This window comes from Gammaproteobacteria bacterium (assembly GCA_029880545.1).
Lineage (GTDB): Bacteria > Pseudomonadota > Gammaproteobacteria > Acidiferrobacterales > SZUA-150 > JAOUOD01.
In genome coordinates, this window is record JAOUOD010000008.1 from 44,699 (window position 1) to 65,208 (window position 20,510).

A 20,510-nucleotide genomic window follows, 5' to 3' on the forward strand; every position below is an offset into this window, starting at 1 on the left:
TGAATTATGAGCACGAAAGGAATCTGCATTAGGGTACTCAGAATCTGGATCGCATTGCTGTCTGCAGCAATGCTGTCGTCATGCCAGTCTGTACCGGATTACTGGCAGAATGATACCGCCAGAAGAATAGACCGCGAGATGTCCGATCTGGTGGCAAAAGAAGCGCCGGTTATGCCGGAAGATGTTGCCAGCGCACTGATGCCGCCGATGGAGACGACAGAAAAACAAATCCAGGCGGAAGACAGGTTTGATATAGCGTTAAACAATGCCACCGCACGCAAGGCATTTCTCGGGCTCGTGGCCGGTACGCAATACAGCGTTATAGTCCATCCGCGCGTGACCGGGCAGGTTTCTCTGAATCTGACCAGTGTCACTGTTCCCGAGGCCATGGATATCATGCGTGACATGTACGGCTACTTTTACACGCGAACCGGGAACAGGTTCTTCGTACACCCTCAGGGAATCCAGACACGCATATTTGAAGTAAGTTACCTTAATATTGATCGCAAGGGCATTTCCAGTACTCGCGTTGTGTCCGGCGAGCTGACCCGGGGCGGTTCGTCTTCTTCGAAGCAGGCAGCCCAGGGTGAAAGCAGTGGCGCCAACGTACAGATCAGTACAACAACGAATTCAACTTTCTGGAAGCATATTCAGGAGTCGATAAAGGCTATGTTGGGCGACAAGCCCGACCGGGAAGTCGTAGTCAACTCGCAGGCCGGCCTGGTTGTGGTGCGCGCATCAGCGCAGGAGCTTGCCATGGTCGAGCGCTACCTTGGGAAAACGCAAAAAGCCGTAAACCGGCAAATCGTGCTTGAAGCCAGGATCGTGGAAGTGGAGCTGGACAAGGGTTACCAGGCAGGCGTGAACTGGTCCCGCCTGGGGTCATACAAGGGTAACCCGTTGACCATCTCGCAGATCGGTGGCGGCACAGCGCTGGACGGCGGCGTCAGTTCTTCAACGCAAGCGCCGGTTTCCCTGGATCCGGGATCCGGACTGTTTGATCCATCCGGGCTTGCCGCAACCAACGCGTTTGGCGGTGTATTCAGCATGGCGCTCAACGCGGCGACGTTCAACGGCTTTGTCGAGGCCCTTGGTACACAGGGAAAGGTTCACGTGTTGTCGAGCCCCAGGGTATCAACAATCAATAACGAGAAGGCTGTCATCAAGATCGGTGGCGATGAATTCTTTGTAACCGGCGTCACGCAGAATGCCGTCAGCTCCGGCAGTGATACGGTCCTGGTTCCGACAGTGGAGCTTACGCCGTTTTTCTCGGGCATTGCGCTGGATGTGACGCCACAGATTGATGAAAACAACAATGTAACCATGCATATCCATCCGACCATCAGCCAGGTAGCTCAGCGAACAAAGAGCTTTGTTATTGGTGGCGATGACTTCAGCCTGCCCCTGGCCATAAGCAATATCCAGGAGTCAGACAATATTGTCCGTGCAGGCAGTGGCCAGGTGATTGTTATTGGCGGGCTGATGAAAGAGGGTACTACAGATGATAATGCATCGGTTCCCTTGCTGGGAGATATTCCGATACTGGGTAACCTGTTCAAACACAAAAGGGTAAAGAGAATCAAGAAAGAGCTGGTCATACTGGTTCGCGCCACGGTAATTCACGGAGATGGGCAATGGAACAACCAGTTGCTTGGCTATCAGAAACGAATCGGCGAGATGGGGAGGTAGCGAATTATGTATCTGAATTATTTCGGCATGAAGGAGTTACCTTTCTCCATTACTCCCGATACCGGGTATTTCTTTTCCTGCTCTTCGCACCAGGAAGCCCTGAACACGCTGATTGTTGCCATAGAGTCAGGTGAAGGGTTTATCAAGATAACGGGGGAAGTGGGTACCGGGAAAACACTGTTATGCCGGAAATTTATCAAGATACTTGATGAGATCAATGCCACTACTGCTTATATCCCGAATCCTTATGTCGGACCGATGACACTCTTGTTCGGCGTCGCCGATGAACTGGGTATTCAGTACTCGGAAAGAATAAACCAGCACCAGATACTCAAGATGTTGACGGAGTTTCTGCTGGCCAGGGCAGCCGCTGGCGAGCGGGTCGTGCTGTGCCTGGACGAGGCGCAGGCGCTCCCGGTGGAAACCATGGAGGCGTTGAGATTGTTGAGCAATCTCGAGACCGAGCGGCGCAAGCTTCTGCAGGTTGTTCTGTTCGGTCAGCCTGAGCTGAATGATAAGCTGGCCAACCCGGCTATACGACAGCTTCGTCAGCGAATTGCATTCTCCTACAATCTCATGCCGATGACGCGTGAAGATGTCAGTTATTATCTGACGCACAGGCTCATGAAAGCGGGCTACCAGGGCCGACCGCTTTTCAGCCAGGAGGCGTCGGTGTTAATGCACAAGTTGACCGGCGGAATACCAAGGCTGGTAAATATTCTTGCGCACAAGTCACTGCTTGCGGTGCGTGGCGAAGGAATGCAGCTGGTCCAGGCGCGGCATGTTGTATCAGCCTATGATGATACGGATTCGTTCACCATGGGCAAGCCTACCAGGCTGGAATCGTTGTGGGCATCTGCCGGCACATGGTTCCGGAAAGCGATGTTATGAGTCTTATTAACCAGGTTCTCCAGGATATAGACAAGCGTGCGGTCGGGGCTGCCAGCCTGGCTATGGATTCAAGCCTGGCAGGCTATGATTATCTTGTCAGTACATCCCCAAGGAAGCAGGGGCAGACCAGGCGACGTTCGCGCATGCGTCTTTCACCTGGCGGTTTTATAGTGCTGGCCCTGGTTGCGATGGTATCGGCAGCCTGGTTTGCGCGACCAACTACGTCGACCGTTTCTGCTACCGCAACAACCACAGCCGATAACAGTGCCCGGGTTACCGGGATACAGGGTGCGGGCCCGGAAACAACCGTGATCGAGACCGCTAAAATGGAAAACCGGGTTGAAAAACCCGCGATTAATGATGATATCCCGATGGTCAAGGTTGTCGAACCGGATCAGCGCAAACTTGCTGCTGTAGTTGCGAAACCGACCAGGTCACGATCGTCACCTGCCGGTACTGTTGTCCGAAAACGCGTTATCGGCACCGAATCCATGTCGACCGATCAACTGGTTCAGCATCTTGAAAAAAATCGCGGAGATCTTCGTGCGCGCCTGGAACTGGTCAAGCGCTATCGTGCACAAAATCAGGCTGGCCGCGCAGAACAGGTAATGCTCGCCGGTTTGCAGATTGATCCTGGATCGTCATCGCTGCTTTATCAGCTGGGACACCTGTATGTTTCGGCTGAAAAATTTGACAGTGCAATTGTCGTGCTGGAACGTGGAATAAATAGCAGCTGGTCAGATACATCCACTGACGTGGCTTATATGTCACTGTTGGCCCAGGCTTATTTTCAGTCTCGTCGTTATGGATCAGCGTTACCGTTGTTTGAACGTGTTGTCAGCTTGAGCCCGTTATCAGAAAGCGCGTGGATAAGTCTTGGCCTGACATACCAGGCAATCGGGCGGTACCCGCAGGCCAGGAATGCCTACCAGAAAGTTCTTCCCTTGCTGGAGGCGCGGCGCGATGACAAGGCCCGTCGTTTGAAGTCCTTTGTCGAGAAACAGATATCATCACTAGGATTGCCTGGCTAGATTGTCCGGCCGAGCACCTGGATATCTACCCGCCGCGCACCGGCATCCAGCAGGCTGTGTGTTGCCTCACGCAAGGTTGTGCCTGTTGTCATCACATCATCAAGCAGCAGGATATGCTTGCCGGAAACACGCGCCGCGTCACTAAGAAAAGCATTGCGCAGGTTTTGCAGGCGAACACGTCTTGGCAGTTGTGCCTGGCTTGGCGTAAAGCGCACACGCTTCAGGCAGTGATGACATAGCGGTACGGCCAGCGCGCGCGAAACCGGTTTCGCCAGTTCGGCAACCTGGTTGAAGCCGCGTCGCCAACGTCGTCGCCAATGCAGCGGGATCGGCACAACTACATCAGCTTGTGTCAGCCATGGTGATTGGCGCAAATACTCGGCCCATATTCTACCGAGCTCATGACTTAGCTGTAGTCGATGTTGATACTTGATGCTGCTGACCAGGCCGGGGATGGCGCCACGATAGGCGAACATGGCCTGGGCCTCGGTCCAGGGTGGCGGATGTTGCTGGCATCGACCGCAAAAATCCTGGTCATTGGCGTCCAGCGGCAGTGCGCAGCCGCGACAATGACGCCCGATCCAGGGCAGTGCTGCCAGGCAATACGCACACAAGGATGATGCCTGCTTGCCGGCATCGCTGGCCGGGGTTCGGGAAGGATGTTCGTGATGATGGCCAGGCCAATGCCCGGCTTGGCCACACAGCGGGCAGCGTGGCGGAAATAAATGATTAAAAAAAAGGCGAATGTCAACCATAACCGTCCTTGTTAGTTGACTATGATGACCAGATCGCTACACTGCGCCGGATTCCTTTCCCTGGGCGCCTCGGCGCGAATGAGTCCGCAGTATGACCCTTTGGTCCGGCATTGAACAGTTTCTCGAGCAGCGGCGCAAGCAAGGTTTGCAGCGTCGGCGACGAATCGTGGATTCGCCGCAGGCACCGGAAATGCTGGTGGATGGTGAGCGGTTACTGTCTTTTTGCAGCAATGATTACCTGGGGTTGGCAGCGGATTCGCGCCTGGCGGAAGCGGCGACCGCAGCCATTGGCCGTTACGGCTTTGGTGCTGGCGCTTCGCACCTGGTTACCGGTCACATGACTCCGCACCACCAGTTGGAGCAAGCCCTGGCTGAATTTACCGGTAGCGAAGCAACACTATTATTTTCAACGGGGTATATGGCAAACCAGGCGGTTATCACCAGCCTGTTAGGGCGTCACGACCTGTTCGTTGAAGACAAGCTGAACCATGCCTCGCTGATTGATGCGGCACGATTATCCGGTGCCCGGGTGCAGCGTTTTGCCCACGGCGATATGGTCCGGATGCGGCAATTGCTGGCTGCTGACGGATCAAATCAGCAATCATTGGATTCACCCGGTCGCACAAGCATGCTGGCTACCGACGGGGTATTCAGCATGGATGGCGACCTGGCGCAACTGGATCAACTGGTTCCGACGTGCCGGCAGGCGAAGTCCTGGCTGTTGGTCGATGAAGCCCATGCCTTTGGCGTGATCGGCGATGGCGGTCGTGGCAGTTTTGAGGCCTTGGGTCTGAATGCTCGCGACCCCGGCATCATCCGAGTGGGCACCCTGGGCAAGGCATTTGGCAGTTTTGGCGCCTTTGTCGCCGGCAGCCGAGAGTTGATCGAGCTGTTGATCCAGACTGCTCGCACTTATATATATACAACCGCGCTGCCACCGGCGGTGGCGGCAGCGAGCCTGGCGGCACTGGTTATTATCCGCGATGAACCGGAGCGGCGGCGCCATTTGCGTGAGCGGGTGGATCAGTTTCGCCAGGGTGCTGAAAGCCTGGGGCTGAATCTGATGCCGTCGACGACACCGATTCAACCGATCCTGATTGGCGATGCCGACAACGCCGTATCGGCGAGCGAACAGTTGCGCCGACAGGGTATCTGGGTGACGGCAATACGGCCACCAACCGTACCGCAGGGCACGGCGCGTTTACGCGTTACCCTGAGTGCCGGCCATAGTCGCGAGCACGTGGATTGTTTGCTTGATGCCTTGGCGACACTGAATTTGCCCAAGGGAAACCGGCCGTGAACATAGACCTGTTTCATGGCTGGGCCATGCACGGCGGAATCTGGGCGCCATTACAGTCGGCACTGGTTGCCAGCGGCATCCAGTTGCATACTCCGGATTTGCCCGGCCATGGCCATGCCCGTGAATTCCCGGAAGTCTTTACCCTGGACACCTTGGCCGATGAATTGGCCGACAGGTTGAGTGGATCGGGCCTGGTTGGCGGCTGGTCCCTGGGCGGCATGGTGGCCATGAACCTGGCGTTGCGACACCCGGACAAGGCGCGCGGCATTATACTTATTAATACAACGCCGAGTTTCGCCTGTCGTAATGATTGGCGGGCCGGGGTGGCCGTTGATGTATTAAGCGGATTCACCGAGGGTCTTGAGCACGATGCGGCCCGTACCTTGACCCGGTTCCTGTCCCTGCAGCTGGGGAAAAACAGTTCTGCTGATCAGTTGCGCGATTTACGCCAGTTGGTCAATGCCCGCCCGGTTCCGGAAATGGCGGCGCTGCGAGATGGCCTAAGGATTCTTGCCGAAGCCGACATGCGATCGCAACTGGCTGCTATCGATATACCGACGCTGATCATACACGGTGATCGTGATCGGCTAGCCCCTGTTGCGGCGGCGCGTTGGCTGACGGAGCTGTGGCCGCAAGCACATTTGTGTACCATTGCCGGCGCCGGCCATGCGCCGTTTTTATCCCACCCGGAGCAGGTGGCGGATGCCATGGCCGAATTTGTATCGACTCACCAAGAGGATTTTTCATGAGTAGGGAGGCGCTGGATCAGCAAGCCTTGCGCCGCGCTTTTGACCGTGCCGCCAGGACATACGATGAGCACGCGGTATTGCAGCGCGAAGTGGCCGATCGATTGATAGAGCGACTTATCTATATTAAGTGTGACCCGCGTGTCATCCTGGATCTTGGTTCGGGGACAGGTTACTGCAGCCGTGCTCTGGCTGATCGCTACAAAAAAGCCCGGGTGATTGGCCTGGACCTGGCCGAAGGTATGGCCCGGTACGCTACCGGTCGCCGCGGCTGGTTCAGCCGCGAAAACTACGCCGCCGCGGATGCTGAACAATTACCCCTGGCTGACAATAGCGTCGACATGGTGCTGTCCAGCCTGACGTTCCAGTGGTGTGATCTTGGCCGCGTGTTTGCCGAGTGTCGCCGGGTATTGCGACCCGGGGGCTTGTTGATGTTTACCAGTTTCGGGCCGACCACCTTGCAGGAGTTGCGCGCCGCCTGGGCCGCGGTGGACGGATCGGTGCATGTACATGATTTCCAGGACTTGCGCGTCGTCGGCGACGCCCTGGTCGAAGCCCGCCTGGCGCTGCCGGTGATGGATACCGAAACCATTACCCTGACTTACGCAGATGTGCCCGGGGTGCTGCGTGACCTGAAAATGATCGGTGCCACCAATGCGGCGCAGAGTCGGACCCGCGGCCTGCTCGGTCGCCAGCGTTACCGGACATTTCTTGATGCCTACGAGCAATTTCGCCAGGTCGATGGCCGCTACCCGGCCAGCTATGAAATTGTCTACGGTCATGCCTGGTGCCCGGATGGCGAAACGCAGCAGCCATCCGAGCCCGGTGCCGGCTATGCCAGTATCGCGCTGGACCAGATTGGCGGCCGCAAATGACCCGGGCGAGAGGCTACTTTGTTGCGGGAACCGATACCGGTGTTGGCAAAACCCTGGTATCGGCTGCACTGGTTCGGGCATTTGCTGACGGCGGCCGGCGAGTTGTCGGGCTCAAGCCGGTTGCCAGCGGCAGTGACCCGACACCGGCCGGGCTGAGAAATGCTGACGCCTTGGCGTTAATGGCTGAAGCCAGCGTTGAGTTGCCTTACGACGTGGTCAATCCTTATGTATTTGAACCGGCTATTGCACCGCATCTCGCAGCGGCGGAAAAAAACCTGTCGATAGATGCCCAAAACATTACTCGAATTGTTGATAATGTGCGGGAACAGGTCGACATCGTCGTAGTAGAGGGTGTAGGCGGCTGGCATGTGCCGCTGAATCGGCAACAGGACACGGCGGATCTCGCGGTGATGTTGGGCTTGCCCGTGATCCTGGTTGTGGGCATGCGCCTGGGGTGCCTGAACCATGCCGTGTTGACGGCCAATGCTATTGCCGCGGTCGGTCTGCCGTTAGTCGGCTGGATAGCCAATAGCATCGATCCGCAGTTTGAGCGCTTTGCACAAAACCTGGATGAATTGCAGACGCGAATTGCCGCGCCGCTTCTTGGCACCATTCCATTTTCCGATGTGCCTCCGTGTGTGATTCAGGCGACAAATCAATTGAGCCTTGACCCGCTTCAATAATTTTTATTCTTGCATCAGCCCAGGTAATTCATCGCTAATAAAGGTATTCAGTGATGTGACTGAGTATGATTCTCAGTATTGCTTCAACAACAATGTGTGTGATACCGTGCCTGCGGCTGAATGTCGCAGACCGACTTCAAGCCTAAAATAAAATGATAATTATTCTCAATTAAGAAGACTGCTGAAGTAGTGCTTGATTGGGAACGAGGAAGTAGATTGTTTTAAAGCAGTCACCCCTCAAGGAGTAACACTAGGAGCGACCTTTGGGTTTCCTGTAACCAGGATGCGGACCGGCCGGTCAATATTCCGGATGAAGCAGGAAGCGCTTAAAGTCTTCTTTATCGTGACCAAGGGTCATGACAAAGCCGGACTGAAGGTTACAAAATTTACAGACAGCCGAGTTGAGCCTGCTGTATTGGTTATGTGCATGCGCGTGCCGAATTTGTGGTGAGCCCTTGTTAACGGGACGGGATGCAACAATCAGCACGTAAATTGCATGGCCCGGCTGGACGACCGATTGACGTAATTTTAATTAGAACCCTACGGGAGATGTTTATGCTCACTCGTTCAATTCAGAGTCTGAAAGGCGGACTGCATCGCTTGGGTATGGCGGCGGTATTACTCATGCCAGGCGTAGCAGCAGCCGAGTATGGCCTTAACTTCCAGGAGCCGGTCACCCAGACTGCTACCGAACTTCTCGGGCTCCATAACATGATTCTCGGAATCGTAACCGTCATTACGCTGCTGGTGTTCGGTGTGATGTTCTGGAGCGTCATCTTCCATCGCAAGAGCAGTGGCCGTGAACCGGCCACTTTTCATGATAACTCCAAGCTGGAAGTTGTCTGGACCGTGGTCCCGTTCCTGATCCTGATGGTCATGGCGGTTCCCGCTACAAAGGCGTTGTTAAGAATGGACGACACCAGTGGCTCGGATATGACTCTGAAGATCACCGGTTACCAGTGGAAGTGGAAATACGAGTACCCTGACCAGGGCATCAGTTTCTTCTCCAATCTTTCTACTCCGAAAGAACAGATTTACAACAAGGCGGAAAAAGGTGAGCACTACCTGCTTGAGGTGGATAACGAAGTTGTGCTGCCGGTCGGCAAGAAGGTGCGTTTGCTGGTAACTGCCAACGACGTTATTCATGCCTGGGGAGTTCCGCAACTGGGCATCAAGAAAGACGCGATTCCGGGTTACGTAAACGAAATGTGGACCAGGATCGACAAGCCCGGTGTTTACCGCGGCCAGTGTGTTGAACTGTGCGGCAAGGATCATGGCTTTATGCCGATTGTTGTCCGTGCGGTAAGCGACGAAGAATTCAACCAGTGGGCCAGCGTCCAGAAAGACAAGATGGTCGCCGAGGCTGCATCTTCCAAGAAGTCCTGGACCAAGGCTGATCTGATGGAGCAGGGCAAGAAGGTCTACGACGTATCCTGTGCAGCCTGTCATGGTGCTACGGGTGCTGGCGTACCTGGCGTATTCCCGCCAATGGCCAACAGCAAGATTGCCAAGGGTGATGTTGCAGCTCACCTCGACATCGTCATGAATGGCAAGGCTGGTACCGCCATGGCTGCATACAAGGGCCAGATGAGCGACGTCGATCTGGCTGCGGTCATCACCTACGAGCGTAATGCCTTTGGCAACGATACGGGTGATGTTGTGCAACCGGCCGATATCAAGGCCAAGCGCTAAACAGAATTCGACAGGAGGCAAGTCATGTCACATCACGATCATCCGACTGGCATTAAGCGCTGGTTGACAACAACAAACCACAAGGACATTGGTACGCTGTACCTCTGGTTCTCATTCATCATGTTCCTTACCGGTGGAGCAATGGCGTTGATTATTCGCGCCGAATTATTCCAGCCCGGTCTGCAAATTGTGGAACCTCACTTCTTTAACCAGATGACAACAGTTCATGCACTGGTGATGGTATTCGGCGCGGTTATGCCGGCATTCACCGGATTCGCCAACTGGATGCTGCCGATGATGATCGGTGCTCCGGACATGGCGCTGCCACGTATGAATAACTGGAGTTTCTGGATTCTGCCTTTCGCAGCGACCATGTTGATTCTGTCGCTGTTCACTCCGGGTGGTGGCCCAGCTGCAGGCTGGACACTTTATCCGCCTTTGAGTGCCCAGGGCGGAATGGGAATGGATTTCACTATCCTGGCAGTGCATCTGCTGGGTATATCTTCCATCCTCGGCTCAATTAACATCATCGCGACCATTATGAATATGCGTGCCCCGGGCATGACCCTGATGAAAATGCCCATGTTCGTCTGGACCTGGCTGATTACCGCGTTCCTGCTGCTGGCTTCAATCCCGGTTCTTGCGGGTGCCGTAACCATGCTGCTGACCGATCGTCACTTCGGCACCACGTTCTTTGATGCGGCCGGTGGTGGCGATCCTGTACTGTTCCAGCATATTTTCTGGTTCTTCGGTCATCCTGAAGTGTATATCCTGGTGCTGCCTGCATTCGGCGTCTTCTCCCAGATCATCCCGACGTTCGCGCGCAAGCCGTTGTTCGGATACACCTCCATGGTGTTTGCGACTGCAACGATCGCGTTCCTGTCATTTGTTGTCTGGGCGCATCACATGTATACGGTTGGCATGCCGATGTCCGGCGAGCTGTTCTTCATGTACTCAACCATGCTGATTGCAGTACCGACCGGCGTGAAAGTGTTTAACTGGCTGGCGACTTGCTGGCGCGGTGCCCTGACATTTGAAACACCGATGCTGTATGCGCTGGCCGGCGTGTTGTTGTTCACGGTTGGTGGTGTAACCGGTCTGATGATGTCCATCACCCCGGTTGACTTCCAGTACCACGACACCTACTTCATTGTTGCCCACTTCCACTACACCATCTTCTGTGGTTCTGTGCTGGCGCTGATGGGCGCTACCTACTACTGGATTCCGAAGTGGACAGGCTATATGTACAACGAAGGTCTGGGCAAGCTGCATTTCTGGCTGACCGCAATCTTCTTTAACCTGACCTTCTTCCCTCAGCATTTCCTGGGCCTGGCCGGTATGCCGCGTCGTATTCCGGACTACGCTATCCAGTTTGCCGAGTTTAACCAGTGGTCAACAGTTGGTGCTTTCGGCCTTGGTCTGTCACAGTTGTTGTGGCTGTACATCATCATCACCTGCATCAAGGGTGGCGAGAAGGCCAAGGACAAGGTTTGGGAAGCTGCGGAAGGCCTGGAATGGACCGTACCGTCTCCGGCTCCGTACCATACCTTTGAAACACCGCCACAGGTGAAATAATTCCTGGTCAAGCCGGGGCCGGTAACGGTCCCGGCATCAGACAGGACAAGAAAGTATTAGAGAAACGAATAGTGGAAAACACCGTGTCGAAAACGCCTGAACAGAAAAAACGCATCATCATGACAGCCTTGTTGCTGGGCGCGATGGCGCTGCTGTTCTTCGTCTCGGCGTTTTTCAAGAACTGGAACTAGGTTTCTGAGCCATGACTGATCAGTCCAACCAGAACAATGACAGCGTAAGGCAGGCCAACAGCCGGACGGTTAAGCGGCTGTTCGTGGTCGCGGTCATTATGTTCGGTTTTGGTTATGCCCTGGTTCCGTTATATGACCTGATCTGTGATGTCACCGGGCTTAATGGAAAGACCGGGAGAACGACGCTGGAACAAGTAGCTGCCCGGCAACAGGTTGATGCTGCGGCGACTGATACTGCGACTGATTCGCGCGAGGTAGTGGTGGAGTTCATGTCCCACACTTCAACCGGGTTGCCGTGGGAATTCCGGCCAATGAGCAAGAAGATGACCGTCAAGATCGGTCAACCTGCCGTTGCCATGTTCTACGCCCGGAACACTTCCGGCGATACCATTACCGGCCAGGCCATACCCAGTGTTTCGCCAAACAAGGCGGGGCCTCACTTCAAGAAGACCGAATGCTTCTGCTTCAGCCAGCAAACACTCAAGCCGGGTGAAGAGAAGGAAATGCCGGTGCAGTTCGTGATCAACTCGAAGCTTGATCCTGAAGTGAAAGTTGTCACCTTGTCCTATTCGTTCTTCAATGCCGAGAAGGATTCGGCAAAAAAATACGGTGGTGAGCCCGGGGAGGCTCCTGCCAACCATAATTCGCACGAGCATCATGCGCATTCGCAGCAGCAGCATGAAGCCGGGCAAGACCATAAATTGTAAATGCAATAGGGGAAAACCATGTCAGCAAAAGGCGACTACTATTTACCCGAACCAAGTCCATGGCCGGTATTGACCTCCGTTGGTCTGTTTCTGCTTGCCCTGGGATTTGTATTATCCATAAATGATGTCAGTGTCGCCAAGTACGCCATGTACATTGGTGCCGCAATCATTATCTATATGGCGTTTCGCTGGTTCGGACAGGTGATTGGCGAGAGTGAAGCAGGTACCTATAACGACAAGGTGGATACATCCTTCCGCATGGGTATGGGCTGGTTCATTTTCTCTGAAATCATGTTTTTTGCTGCCTTTTTTGGCGCGCTGTTTTACGAGCGTCAGTTGGCAGTTTCATGGCTGTCTTCCGGTGTCACCAATGAATGGCTGTGGCCGGGATTTGAAGGTGGCTGGCCGACAGCAGGTCCTGAAGGTGCCAAGGCCGTAGCTGCAGGCGAGACTCCGGGACCAAACCAGTTCTCGCCCATGGGTGCCTGGGGCATTCCCGCGATAAACACACTGATCCTGTTAACTTCAGGTGTAACCATTACCATCGCTCACTGGGGTCTGCAAAAGGACAACCGTGGTCAGTTGATTGTGTGGCTGTTCCTGACCGTTGCTCTTGGTCTGACCTTCCTTGGATTCCAGGCCTATGAATACGCCCATGCCTACACCGAGCTGGGCCTGACCATGAAGACCGGCGTATACGGTGCCACATTCTACATGTTGACCGGGTTCCACGGCTTGCACGTGACCCTGGGTACCATCATGTTGATCGTGATCTGGTTCCGTACGCTCAAGGGCCACTTTACCCCGAAAAACCATTTTGGTTTCGAGGCGGTGGCCTGGTACTGGCATTTTGTGGATGTAGTCTGGCTGGGCCTGTTTATATTCGTATACTGGCTCTGATCTGCCCGGCAGGTCGTCCAACAGAACAGGCGCTGCGCGAGCGGCGCCTTTTTCTTTTTGATCAGGATATCAAGCCGGCAAAAACGGACTGGAGCAGGTGTTGTATTCGCCGGACTTGCCGTAGAACTACAGGGCGCGAATTCCTTCAGGCGGGATCACACCGGTATAAAACAGAAGCATCAACAGTGCAAACAGCGTAACCGACAACCCGACACGAATGGTCAGCGCCTTGACCATGCGATCATCCACCTGGTCTTTTTTCCGGAACATGTAGAAAAGCCCGGAAAACAGGCTGGCAATTATGGCCATGAGCAGTAATATTACGAGCAGCTTGATCAATTTCCCGACCTCTTTGTCTGGTTTGGATCCAAATTATACGCAGGGTAAATCATCAGTGTCATCCCAACAGTCTCAACCAGGTATTCCGGTCCCTGTAAAAAGGCGCCCAGGCTGGGCGGCCACTCTTGCAGTCATCGCAATGTTACCTTTACTTACCGCCCTTGGTTTCTGGCAATTGCATCGCGCGGAAGAAAAAACCGGAATCCAGGCGGAATATGACCGCAGGGAGAGCGCCGGTGAAATAGCAGTTACCGGAACACTACGGAGTGTTGAAGACCTTCGGTTTTATCGCATTCGTGTTCGTGGTGAATACGAGGTCGATCGGCAAATCTGGCTGGATAACCGGGTGCATAACGGCCAGGTGGGTTACCATGTTCTGACGCCATTACGAATCGAAGGAAGCGATACACGCATTCTCGTTAATCGTGGCTGGATTCATCAAGGCCAGGGCAGAGCCGAGTTGCCGTCGGCGCCGCCACCGGCCGGTATACATACTGTTGTTGGTGTCGCAACAGTGCCATTCAAGGGTGGTTACAGGCTGGGCCCGGCTTTTCAGGCTGACGGAAAATGGCATGCCCGGTGGCAGTTTGTCGAGATGGATCAGTATGCGCAGGCCGTGCCTTACGCTGTGCAGCCGGTCATGATGCTGCTTGACGCAGGCGACCAACCCGGCGGCCTGATCCGCGAATGGAAGCGCCTGGACGCCGGAATCGCTGTGCATCACGGATACGCATTTCAATGGTTTTCGCTCGCTGTTACACTGGCGGGCATCTACCTGTTTTTCCTGTTCCGCAAGCCAGGTCGAGCGGAAGGGACCGATTCGGATATTGAGGCATGACCCAGGACAAGCATACAGTGAACCGAGGCAATCGATTTACAATTATTGCCGTGGCAGTCGTTTTTCTGGCGCCGATAGTCGGTGCCTATATTCTGCATGCAACCGGCTGGCAGCCCGAGAGCACGAAGAACCGGGGCGCTCTGGTACCTGGTCCGGTTGCCATGGCAGAACAGCATTTCAATCTTGCCAATGGCGGCAGTCTTGCACTGAAAGATATTCGTCATAGCTGGGGTGTGCTTTATATTGGTGGCGACAGTTGTGACCCGGACTGCGTTGAGCGCCTGGAGCGATTGCGTCGTGCGCACATATCGCTGGGCAAGAACCAGCCTCGTGTGCACAGGCTTTACCTCGCACGCAGTGCCACCCATGATTACCAGGCGCTTGGTCGGCAGTTCCCGGAGCTGAAAATTCTGGCTGCGCCGGAAGCGGGTATTGTGTCCTGGCGTGCGCAGCTCAAGGATGCGGTTGGAGGTGATCTCGTGCCGGGAATGATGTTTATTATTGATCCGCTCGGTAACGCCATACTCAATTACCGGGCAGATGCGGATCCGGTCGATGTTCGCAAGGATCTTGGCAGGTTGCTGCATGTATCCCGTTTGGGCTGATGAAGCAATCATGGAACCAGACATGACGAGGCAGATTTTATGAGCACAGAAGATACCGCAGCGCCAGAAACCCGGTCGCGTAACCCGCTTCGTATGGCGCGGGAATTTTTTCAGCTGACCAAGCCGGGCGTGGTGGCATTGATTGTATTTACAGCCGTTGTCGGCATGTTCCTGTCTACGCCCGGCGCGGTACCGTTAAGTGTCTTGATTATTGCTTCCCTCGGAATCGGCATGGCTGCCGGTTCAGCAGCAGCCATAAACCATGTTCTGGACCAGAAGGCGGATGCCATTATGGCGCGCACCCGGCATCGGCCGCTACCGCGAGGCGAATTAAGTTCTGCCGAAGCCATTGTATTTGCCATTGTGCTTGGCGCCATTGCCATGACCATCCTGGCTGTATGGATCAACCACCTGACTGCATGGCTGACATTTTTTTCGCTGATCGGTTACTCGGTTATCTATACCGTGTACCTTAAGCGTGAGACGCCGCAGAACATTGTTATCGGTGGAGCTGCCGGTGCGGCGCCGCCGGTATTGGGTTGGGCGTCGGTGACGGGCGAAGTGACCGGCGATGCGTTGCTGCTGTTCCTGATTATCTTTCTTTGGACACCGCCGCATTTCTGGGCGCTTGCGTTGTACCGGGTAAAGGAATACGAGCGCGCCAACATCCCCATGTTGCCGGTTACGCACGGCAGCAAGTTCACACGTTTGCAGATTTTACTGTACACAATTTTGCTTGCGGCAATCACGTTAATGCCGTTTGCGACCGGCATGGCCGGCACGCTGTACCTGGTCGGTGTTACTGTACTAAATGCCATTTTCCTGTATAGCGCCATTGCATTGTACAGGACATACAGTGACGAGCTGGCCAAAAAAACGTTCAAGTATTCAATTCATTACCTCAGCCTGATATTTGCATTGCTCCTGGTCGATCATTATCGCCTGTATATCATTGAGGCATTGCAGTCATTGATGTAGGACCGGAACCATGAAGCTGCTGCTGATCGTTTTTTCCTGCCTGTTACTGGCAGGGTGTCCGGCGCCAAAGCCGACATTTCAAGGCACCGATATGAGCTTTGTTGATTTTGGCAGCTCGCCGGAATTGACCGGGCACGATGGAAACAGGCACAGCGTTTCAGAATACGGGGGTAAGATAGTTGCCGTATTTTTCGGTTACGCAACCTGCCCGCATATTTGTGCACCAGTGCTGTACAAGCTTGCCAAGGTGCGCGCGGCCCTGGGAGAGAAGGCATCAAGCTTCCAGATACTGTTTGTAACAGTGGACCCCGAGGCGGATACACCCGAGGTATTGAAGAAATTTGTTGACGGCTTCGATGCCGATATTATGGGATTGACAGGAACCGTCGCTGAAATAGAGGCAGCCAAACAGCATTACAAGGTAGGTGCGATCGAGCGTATCGATGAAAACAAGAAACGCGTAATTGACCACAGCGGCGCAATTTTTATCTACGATACCAAAGGCAAGCTGAGACTGTTATTCCAGCAGGATGCGGCGGTGGACGCGATTGCGGCTGATATCACCGCGCTGTTGAATATCAGTTAGGTCGTTCTTCCAGTAACTGATCCATGATCAGGCCATAAAAATGCATTCCGGCAGCGTTGTTATATGCCCAGCCCAGGTGGTTGTTGCAGGCTGCGCATAACACCGGAACCCAGTGATAACCCCTGAACCAGCTGTGCGCTGTCGTCCAGTCACCGATTGGAACACATCCGTGAGCCTCGCTGTAACAGCAGATAACAAAATCGACTCCGGCAGGATTTCGAAAACAGTAAACGTGCTGGTTATTGAACTCGATACGGAACCGGGCATGGGTAACAAGGTGTCGGCAGCGTACGCACAGAATGTGGCTATGACTGTCGGGTTTGATCGGCGAATCAACAGCATCATCAGGGAGTTTTTGTGTAGCGCTGTCGGATTCAAGCAATTGGAGGGCGGGCAGCCCGGCAGTAGCACTGAAGCGGTGAAGAGTGCAATGAAAAAGGGCATCATCAGAGAGGCCCTTTTTAATGCCAGGTGAACCGTTCATGATTTCACCGTCACTATACTGGTATCAGGCAAGCATGACCTGTTTCATCTTCGCCATGGCCTTTTTCTCCAGCTGGCGAATGCGTTCAGCCGATACGCCATACTCGTCGGCGAGTTCATGCAGGGTTGCCTTGTCGTCGTTGAGCCAGCGACGGGTGACAATATCGCGGCTGCGATCATCAAGTTCCGCCAGCGCCAGGTGAATCTGTTGCTCCTGGTCTGATTCAGACGACGTCTGGTTTGCCAGGACTTCCGGGTTGTAACGCATGTCCTGCAGGTAACCGGCGGGACTGGCCTGGAAATAATCATCGTCATCGCTGTCATTCATGTCGAAAGCGATGTCCTGGCCGCTCATGCGGGATTCCATTTCGGTGACTGTTTTCTCCGGTACATCCAGGTCGTTGGCCAGCGCCTTGATTTCATCCTGGTTCATCCAGCCCAGGCGGGTGCGCGCCTTGCGCAGGTTGAAAAACAGTTTGCGCTGGGCCTTGGTGGTAGCGACTTTGACAATGCGCCAATTGCGCAGAATGTAATCGTAGATTTCCGCCCGAATCCAGTGCACGGCAAATGACACCAGGCGCACGCCACGTGACGGATCAAAATGTTTTACTGCCTTCATCAGGCCGATATTGCCTTCCTGGATCAGGTCGGCTTGTGGCAGGCCATAGCCGGTAAACTTGCGGGCTATGCGAACCACGGAATGAAGCTGTGACAGGATCAGCTGGCGGACCGCATCCAGGTCACCGTGGCTCTGGTAACGTGTGGCCAGTTCAAATTCTTCCTCGGCTTCCAGTGCCGGTAACTGGTTGACCAGTTGGAAATAGTGGGCCAGACCGTTTTCGGTATTCAGGTTTACTGCTAACGGAAAATTGTTTGCCATCGCTATTGCCTCGTTACTGTCCAATATCAGGAACCGCTAATATTGTGCATTAGTTTAGCACTCTATTTGTGAGAGTGCCAAGTTTCAAGAAAATTCCTGATTTACGTTAAGTCTTTGATTTTTTGTGTTATTGCCGAATAATATGTCAAATTCTGTAAACTGGAACGACAACTTCGGCTAGCGGGGTTCAATTTCAGCTAAATGACGGCTTACGGCAATGCGGGCGCCCAGCCAGCCCATCAAGGCACCGCCTCCAAGCAACACCAGGCTCGCAGGAGCGGACAGGCCGGCCAGGCGGTAATCGCTACCGTACAGGGCTACCAGGTGCTGTATTGGTTCAGCCAGTGCCCACAGGCCGCCTGTGACCAGCAGCCAGGCGACGGTACCGCCAAACAGGCCGTAGAACCACCCGGAATACAGGAACGGCCGACGAATGAAGGCGTTGGTTGCGCCTATGAGTTTCATGATTTCGATTTCCTGGCGCCGATTCAGTATCGCCAATCGAATGGTGTTACTGGTAGTCAGCACGACACCGACGGCAAGCAAGCCACCAAGCAGCAGCACGCTGCGACGGGCAATTTCAAGCAGCGCCTTCAGGCGTTTGACCCATTTCATGTCCAGTTGTGCAAGGTCCACCTGTGGAAGCGTGCCAAGAGTCTCAACAAGCTCGTCCAGTTGCGCGGCTGAGGTGTTTTCAGCCGGTTCGACCAGTAACACACCCGGCAACGGGTTCCTGTCCAGCGCATCCAGGGCGTCACCGAAACCCGAGTGTTGTTTGAATTCCGCCAGCGCCGCGTCCGGATCGATATACTGTACAACCGAAACGTGTTCGTGCTGTTGCAGTTGAGCTGCCAGGGCGCGGGCGTCAGCATCATTTGTACCGTGCTTCAGAAATACGCTGACCTGGGCGTTGCCGCCCCAGCCGGTACTGAGTTGCTGGATGTTTTCCAGTGTGACGTACAAGACGGCCGGCAGCGCGAGACTGATACCAATTACCAGCAAGCTCATCAGCGAGGCAAGCGGTGTTCGCGCCAGCTGGCCAAGGCTGTAAAACAATACCTGCAGATGCCGCATGAAATAATTTTTCATAGCGGTTGCTCGAGACTGTCAAATACCAGTTCACCCTGGTGAAGCTGGAGCACACGTTTTTGCATGCGCTTGAGCTGGCGCAGGTCATGGGTGGCGATAAAAACGGTCACACCATGCTGGTTGAATTCTGCGAACAGGTCCATGATTTCGTCAGAAAGGCGCTCGTCAAGATTGCCTGTGGGTTCATCGGCGAGCAGAATGGCCGGCTTGTTGACCACGGCACGGGCAATGCCCACTCGCTGCTGTTCACCGCCTGAGAGGGTTACCGGCAGCAGTTTGGCCTTGTTCAGCAAGTCGACCTTGTCGAGTGCCGCGTTCACCCGGCGGGAAATTTCGCGGTGGTTGTGGCCAGCCACGACCAGCGGCAGCGAAACGTTGTCAAACACCGTGCGATCCATCAGTAATTTGTGGTCCTGGAAAACAATGCCGATATCGCGACGAAAATAGGGGATGCGCCAGCGTGGAATCTTCATGACATTCTTGTTGTTGATCATGCATTCGCCCCGACTGGGGCGTTCGATCAACGAGATGAGCTTGAGTACCGTGCTTTTTCCGGCACCTGAATGCCCGGCGAGAAATACCATCTCATCATCGTCAATATGAAAGCTGACAGACTTCAGGGCATCATGACCCTGTGGATAGCGCTTGCTGACGTGATGAAAGTGAATCATGGTTTGATGTGTTTTGTCCTTGTCAGCCCCGTTCCTGGTTATCAAAAAGGGCGTGTATGAATTCAGTGGCATCAAATGGACGAAGGTCTTCAGCTGATTCGCCGACACCGATAAAACGAACCGGGATACCAAACCGGCGGGCAATGGCAACAATGATGCCGCCCTTGGCTGTGCCGTCGAGCTTGGTCAGGTTAATGCCGGTTACGCCAACAGCATTGTTAAAGTGCTCAAGTTGCGATAACGCGTTTTGCCCGGTGCCGGCGTCCAGGGTAAGCATGACTTCATGCGGCGCGCTGTTGTCCAGCTTGTTGATAACGCGCTTGATTTTTTGAAGTTCCTGCATCAGGTCGGAGTGCGTATGCTGGCGCCCGGCAGTGTCGATAATCAGCACGTCAGCACGTCGCGCACGCGCTGCTTCAACTGCATCATGAGCCACTGATGCAGCGTCGGCGCCGGTAGGCTGGGCGATGACATCGACATCGTTGCGCTGACCCCATTGCTGTAACTGTTCAACGGCCGCGGCGCGGAAGGTATCGCCGGCAGCGAGCACCACCTTGAATCCCTGCTGTTTGAGACGATGGGTAATTTTGCCGGTAGTAGTGGTTTTGCCAACCCCGTTTACTCCGACCATCATTATAATGTAGGGCCGTGTCTGTTCCGGTATGGTGAGTGCCTGCTGACAGGGTAGCAGCAGTTTTTCCAGTTCGGCCTGGATGGCCCGGTAGACCGCTTCCGGGTCCGATAATTCCTTGCGCGCAATCTTGCCGGTGATGTCGCTGATAATGGCTCCGGTGGCGTCGATACCGATATCCGCGGTAAGCAGAATATCCTCAAGATCATCGATCAACTCCTGGTCCAGTTGCTTCCGTCCGAGCAGCAGGTTCCCCAGGCCGGCGCCAAGCGATTGCCGGGTCGCGCCCAGTTTCTGACCCAGGCGCGACAGCCAGCCGTTTTTCTTCGGGGCATCTGTCCCGGAATGCGTGTCGTCTGTCATAAATTCGGAAAA

The 20,510-nt window shown here is 54.6% G+C and carries 22 protein-coding genes; 15 read left to right on the plus strand and 7 right to left on the minus strand.

Annotated elements, in window-relative coordinates; translation table 11 throughout:
- Positions 1-6 precede the first annotated feature (6 nt).
- The 3 genes from OEZ10_10435 to OEZ10_10445 are packed head-to-tail and all read left to right on the plus strand — an operon-like array spanning position 7 to position 3,611.
- Entirely contained in the window at positions 7-1,689 is a 1,683-nt protein-coding gene (locus OEZ10_10435; protein ID MDH5633394.1) for a secretin N-terminal domain-containing protein, read from the plus strand.
- A gap of 6 nt (positions 1,690-1,695) precedes the next feature.
- Positions 1,696-2,580: an AAA family ATPase gene (locus tag OEZ10_10440; protein MDH5633395.1), complete on the plus strand. Its 885-nt coding sequence runs from the start codon at positions 1,696-1,698 to the stop codon at positions 2,578-2,580.
- Positions 2,577-3,611: a tetratricopeptide repeat protein gene (locus OEZ10_10445; protein MDH5633396.1), complete on the plus strand. Its 1,035-nt coding sequence runs from the start codon at positions 2,577-2,579 to the stop codon at positions 3,609-3,611. Before OEZ10_10440 ends, OEZ10_10445 begins: the two co-directional genes overlap by 4 nt.
- On the opposite strand, the gene OEZ10_10450 is transcribed toward OEZ10_10445, so the two are convergent.
- Positions 3,608-4,366, minus strand: a complete 759-nt coding sequence (locus OEZ10_10450) for a ComF family protein (GenBank protein MDH5633397.1) — start codon at positions 4,364-4,366, stop codon at positions 3,608-3,610. The genes OEZ10_10445 and OEZ10_10450 overlap by 4 nt on opposite strands.
- Before the next feature lie 91 nt (positions 4,367-4,457).
- On the opposite strand from OEZ10_10450, the gene bioF reads away from it, so the two are divergent.
- The 8 genes from bioF (at position 4,458) to OEZ10_10490 (ending at position 13,035) form a co-directional block, all read left to right on the plus strand.
- Positions 4,458-5,666, plus strand: a complete 1,209-nt coding sequence (gene bioF / locus OEZ10_10455; protein ID MDH5633398.1) for an 8-amino-7-oxononanoate synthase — start codon at positions 4,458-4,460, stop codon at positions 5,664-5,666.
- Positions 5,663-6,415, plus strand: coding sequence for a pimeloyl-ACP methyl ester esterase BioH (gene bioH / locus OEZ10_10460; protein MDH5633399.1), 753 nt, complete (start codon positions 5,663-5,665; stop codon positions 6,413-6,415). Before bioF ends, bioH begins: the two co-directional genes overlap by 4 nt.
- A complete protein-coding gene (gene bioC, locus OEZ10_10465) occupies positions 6,412-7,287 on the plus strand; it encodes a malonyl-ACP O-methyltransferase BioC (GenBank protein MDH5633400.1) in 876 nt (291 codons plus the stop codon). Before bioH ends, bioC begins: the two co-directional genes overlap by 4 nt.
- Entirely contained in the window at positions 7,284-7,970 is a 687-nt protein-coding gene (bioD, locus tag OEZ10_10470; GenBank protein MDH5633401.1) for a dethiobiotin synthase, read from the plus strand. The genes bioC and bioD overlap by 4 nt, the downstream gene beginning before the upstream one ends.
- 555 nt (positions 7,971-8,525) lie before the next feature.
- Positions 8,526-9,662, plus strand: coding sequence for a cytochrome c oxidase subunit II (gene coxB, locus OEZ10_10475; protein MDH5633402.1), 1,137 nt, complete (start codon positions 8,526-8,528; stop codon positions 9,660-9,662).
- A gap of 24 nt (positions 9,663-9,686) precedes the next feature.
- A complete protein-coding gene (ctaD, locus tag OEZ10_10480) occupies positions 9,687-11,237 on the plus strand; it encodes a cytochrome c oxidase subunit I (GenBank protein ID MDH5633403.1) in 1,551 nt (516 codons plus the stop codon).
- Positions 11,238-11,439: 202 nt separating this feature from the next.
- Positions 11,440-12,135, plus strand: coding sequence for a cytochrome c oxidase assembly protein (locus tag OEZ10_10485; protein MDH5633404.1), 696 nt, complete (start codon positions 11,440-11,442; stop codon positions 12,133-12,135).
- An 18-nt stretch (positions 12,136-12,153) separates the two neighbouring features.
- The gene (locus OEZ10_10490; GenBank protein MDH5633405.1) at positions 12,154-13,035 is read left to right on the plus strand and encodes a cytochrome c oxidase subunit 3; all 882 of its coding nucleotides are present in this window, start codon (positions 12,154-12,156) and stop codon (positions 13,033-13,035) included.
- Positions 13,036-13,161: 126 nt separating this feature from the next.
- Here the strand turns inward: OEZ10_10490 and OEZ10_10495 are convergent, their stop codons facing one another.
- Positions 13,162-13,374: a twin transmembrane helix small protein gene (locus OEZ10_10495; protein ID MDH5633406.1), complete on the minus strand. Its 213-nt coding sequence runs from the start codon at positions 13,372-13,374 to the stop codon at positions 13,162-13,164.
- A 139-nt stretch (positions 13,375-13,513) separates the two neighbouring features.
- On the opposite strand from OEZ10_10495, the gene OEZ10_10500 reads away from it, so the two are divergent.
- Genes OEZ10_10500 through OEZ10_10515 form a run of 4 tightly spaced genes read left to right on the plus strand, consistent with a single transcriptional unit; the run spans position 13,514 to position 16,381 of the window.
- Positions 13,514-14,212, plus strand: coding sequence for an SURF1 family protein (locus OEZ10_10500; GenBank protein ID MDH5633407.1), 699 nt, complete (start codon positions 13,514-13,516; stop codon positions 14,210-14,212).
- Positions 14,209-14,817: a hypothetical protein gene (locus OEZ10_10505; GenBank protein ID MDH5633408.1), complete on the plus strand. Its 609-nt coding sequence runs from the start codon at positions 14,209-14,211 to the stop codon at positions 14,815-14,817. The genes OEZ10_10500 and OEZ10_10505 overlap by 4 nt, the downstream gene beginning before the upstream one ends.
- A gap of 39 nt (positions 14,818-14,856) precedes the next feature.
- Positions 14,857-15,795 (plus strand): heme o synthase, encoded by a 939-nt coding sequence (gene cyoE / locus OEZ10_10510; protein ID MDH5633409.1) that lies wholly within the window; start codon positions 14,857-14,859, stop codon positions 15,793-15,795.
- Positions 15,796-15,805: 10 nt separating this feature from the next.
- Complete coding sequence (locus OEZ10_10515; GenBank protein MDH5633410.1) at positions 15,806-16,381, plus strand: SCO family protein; 576 nt, start codon at positions 15,806-15,808, stop codon at positions 16,379-16,381.
- On the opposite strand, the gene OEZ10_10520 is transcribed toward OEZ10_10515, so the two are convergent.
- The 5 genes from OEZ10_10520 to ftsY form a co-directional block, all read right to left on the minus strand.
- Positions 16,374-16,865, minus strand: coding sequence for a cereblon family protein (locus tag OEZ10_10520; GenBank protein ID MDH5633411.1), 492 nt, complete (start codon positions 16,863-16,865; stop codon positions 16,374-16,376). The two genes, OEZ10_10515 and OEZ10_10520, sit on opposite strands and share 8 nt — an antisense overlap.
- Before the next feature lie 24 nt (positions 16,866-16,889).
- Positions 16,890-17,744 (minus strand): RNA polymerase sigma factor RpoH, encoded by an 855-nt coding sequence (gene rpoH, locus OEZ10_10525; protein ID MDH5633412.1) that lies wholly within the window; start codon positions 17,742-17,744, stop codon positions 16,890-16,892.
- 177 nt (positions 17,745-17,921) lie between these two features.
- Positions 17,922-18,833, minus strand: coding sequence for a permease-like cell division protein FtsX (gene ftsX / locus OEZ10_10530; protein MDH5633413.1), 912 nt, complete (start codon positions 18,831-18,833; stop codon positions 17,922-17,924).
- Complete coding sequence (gene ftsE / locus OEZ10_10535) at positions 18,830-19,504, minus strand: cell division ATP-binding protein FtsE (protein MDH5633414.1); 675 nt, start codon at positions 19,502-19,504, stop codon at positions 18,830-18,832. Before ftsE ends, ftsX begins: the two co-directional genes overlap by 4 nt.
- Positions 19,505-19,526: 22 nt before the next feature.
- A complete protein-coding gene (gene ftsY, locus OEZ10_10540; protein ID MDH5633415.1) occupies positions 19,527-20,498 on the minus strand; it encodes a signal recognition particle-docking protein FtsY in 972 nt (323 codons plus the stop codon).
- Between the last annotated feature and the right edge of the window lie 12 nt (positions 20,499-20,510).

Coding starts and splice junctions, on each gene's coding strand:
- ftsE (MDH5633414.1), bottom strand. CDS start 19,504: ATGATTCACTTTCATCACGTCAGCAAGCGCTATCCACAGGGTCATGAT.
- rpoH (MDH5633412.1), bottom strand. CDS start 17,744: ATGGCAAACAATTTTCCGTTAGCAGTAAACCTGAATACCGAAAACGGT.
- ftsX (MDH5633413.1), bottom strand. CDS start 18,833: ATGAAAAATTATTTCATGCGGCATCTGCAGGTATTGTTTTACAGCCTT.
- ftsY (MDH5633415.1), bottom strand. CDS start 20,498: ATGACAGACGACACGCATTCCGGGACAGATGCCCCGAAGAAAAACGGC.
- OEZ10_10435 (MDH5633394.1), top strand. CDS start 7: ATGAGCACGAAAGGAATCTGCATTAGGGTACTCAGAATCTGGATCGCA.
- OEZ10_10515 (MDH5633410.1), top strand. CDS start 15,806: ATGAAGCTGCTGCTGATCGTTTTTTCCTGCCTGTTACTGGCAGGGTGT.
- OEZ10_10485 (MDH5633404.1), top strand. CDS start 11,440: ATGACTGATCAGTCCAACCAGAACAATGACAGCGTAAGGCAGGCCAAC.
- bioC (MDH5633400.1), top strand. CDS start 6,412: ATGAGTAGGGAGGCGCTGGATCAGCAAGCCTTGCGCCGCGCTTTTGAC.
- OEZ10_10450 (MDH5633397.1), bottom strand. CDS start 4,366: ATGGTTGACATTCGCCTTTTTTTTAATCATTTATTTCCGCCACGCTGC.
- ctaD (MDH5633403.1), top strand. CDS start 9,687: ATGTCACATCACGATCATCCGACTGGCATTAAGCGCTGGTTGACAACA.
- OEZ10_10500 (MDH5633407.1), top strand. CDS start 13,514: ATGTTACCTTTACTTACCGCCCTTGGTTTCTGGCAATTGCATCGCGCG.
- bioD (MDH5633401.1), top strand. CDS start 7,284: ATGACCCGGGCGAGAGGCTACTTTGTTGCGGGAACCGATACCGGTGTT.
- bioF (MDH5633398.1), top strand. CDS start 4,458: ATGACCCTTTGGTCCGGCATTGAACAGTTTCTCGAGCAGCGGCGCAAG.
- coxB (MDH5633402.1), top strand. CDS start 8,526: ATGCTCACTCGTTCAATTCAGAGTCTGAAAGGCGGACTGCATCGCTTG.
- OEZ10_10520 (MDH5633411.1), bottom strand. CDS start 16,865: ATGAACGGTTCACCTGGCATTAAAAAGGGCCTCTCTGATGATGCCCTT.
- OEZ10_10490 (MDH5633405.1), top strand. CDS start 12,154: ATGTCAGCAAAAGGCGACTACTATTTACCCGAACCAAGTCCATGGCCG.
- OEZ10_10445 (MDH5633396.1), top strand. CDS start 2,577: ATGAGTCTTATTAACCAGGTTCTCCAGGATATAGACAAGCGTGCGGTC.
- OEZ10_10505 (MDH5633408.1), top strand. CDS start 14,209: ATGACCCAGGACAAGCATACAGTGAACCGAGGCAATCGATTTACAATT.
- OEZ10_10440 (MDH5633395.1), top strand. CDS start 1,696: ATGTATCTGAATTATTTCGGCATGAAGGAGTTACCTTTCTCCATTACT.
- cyoE (MDH5633409.1), top strand. CDS start 14,857: ATGAGCACAGAAGATACCGCAGCGCCAGAAACCCGGTCGCGTAACCCG.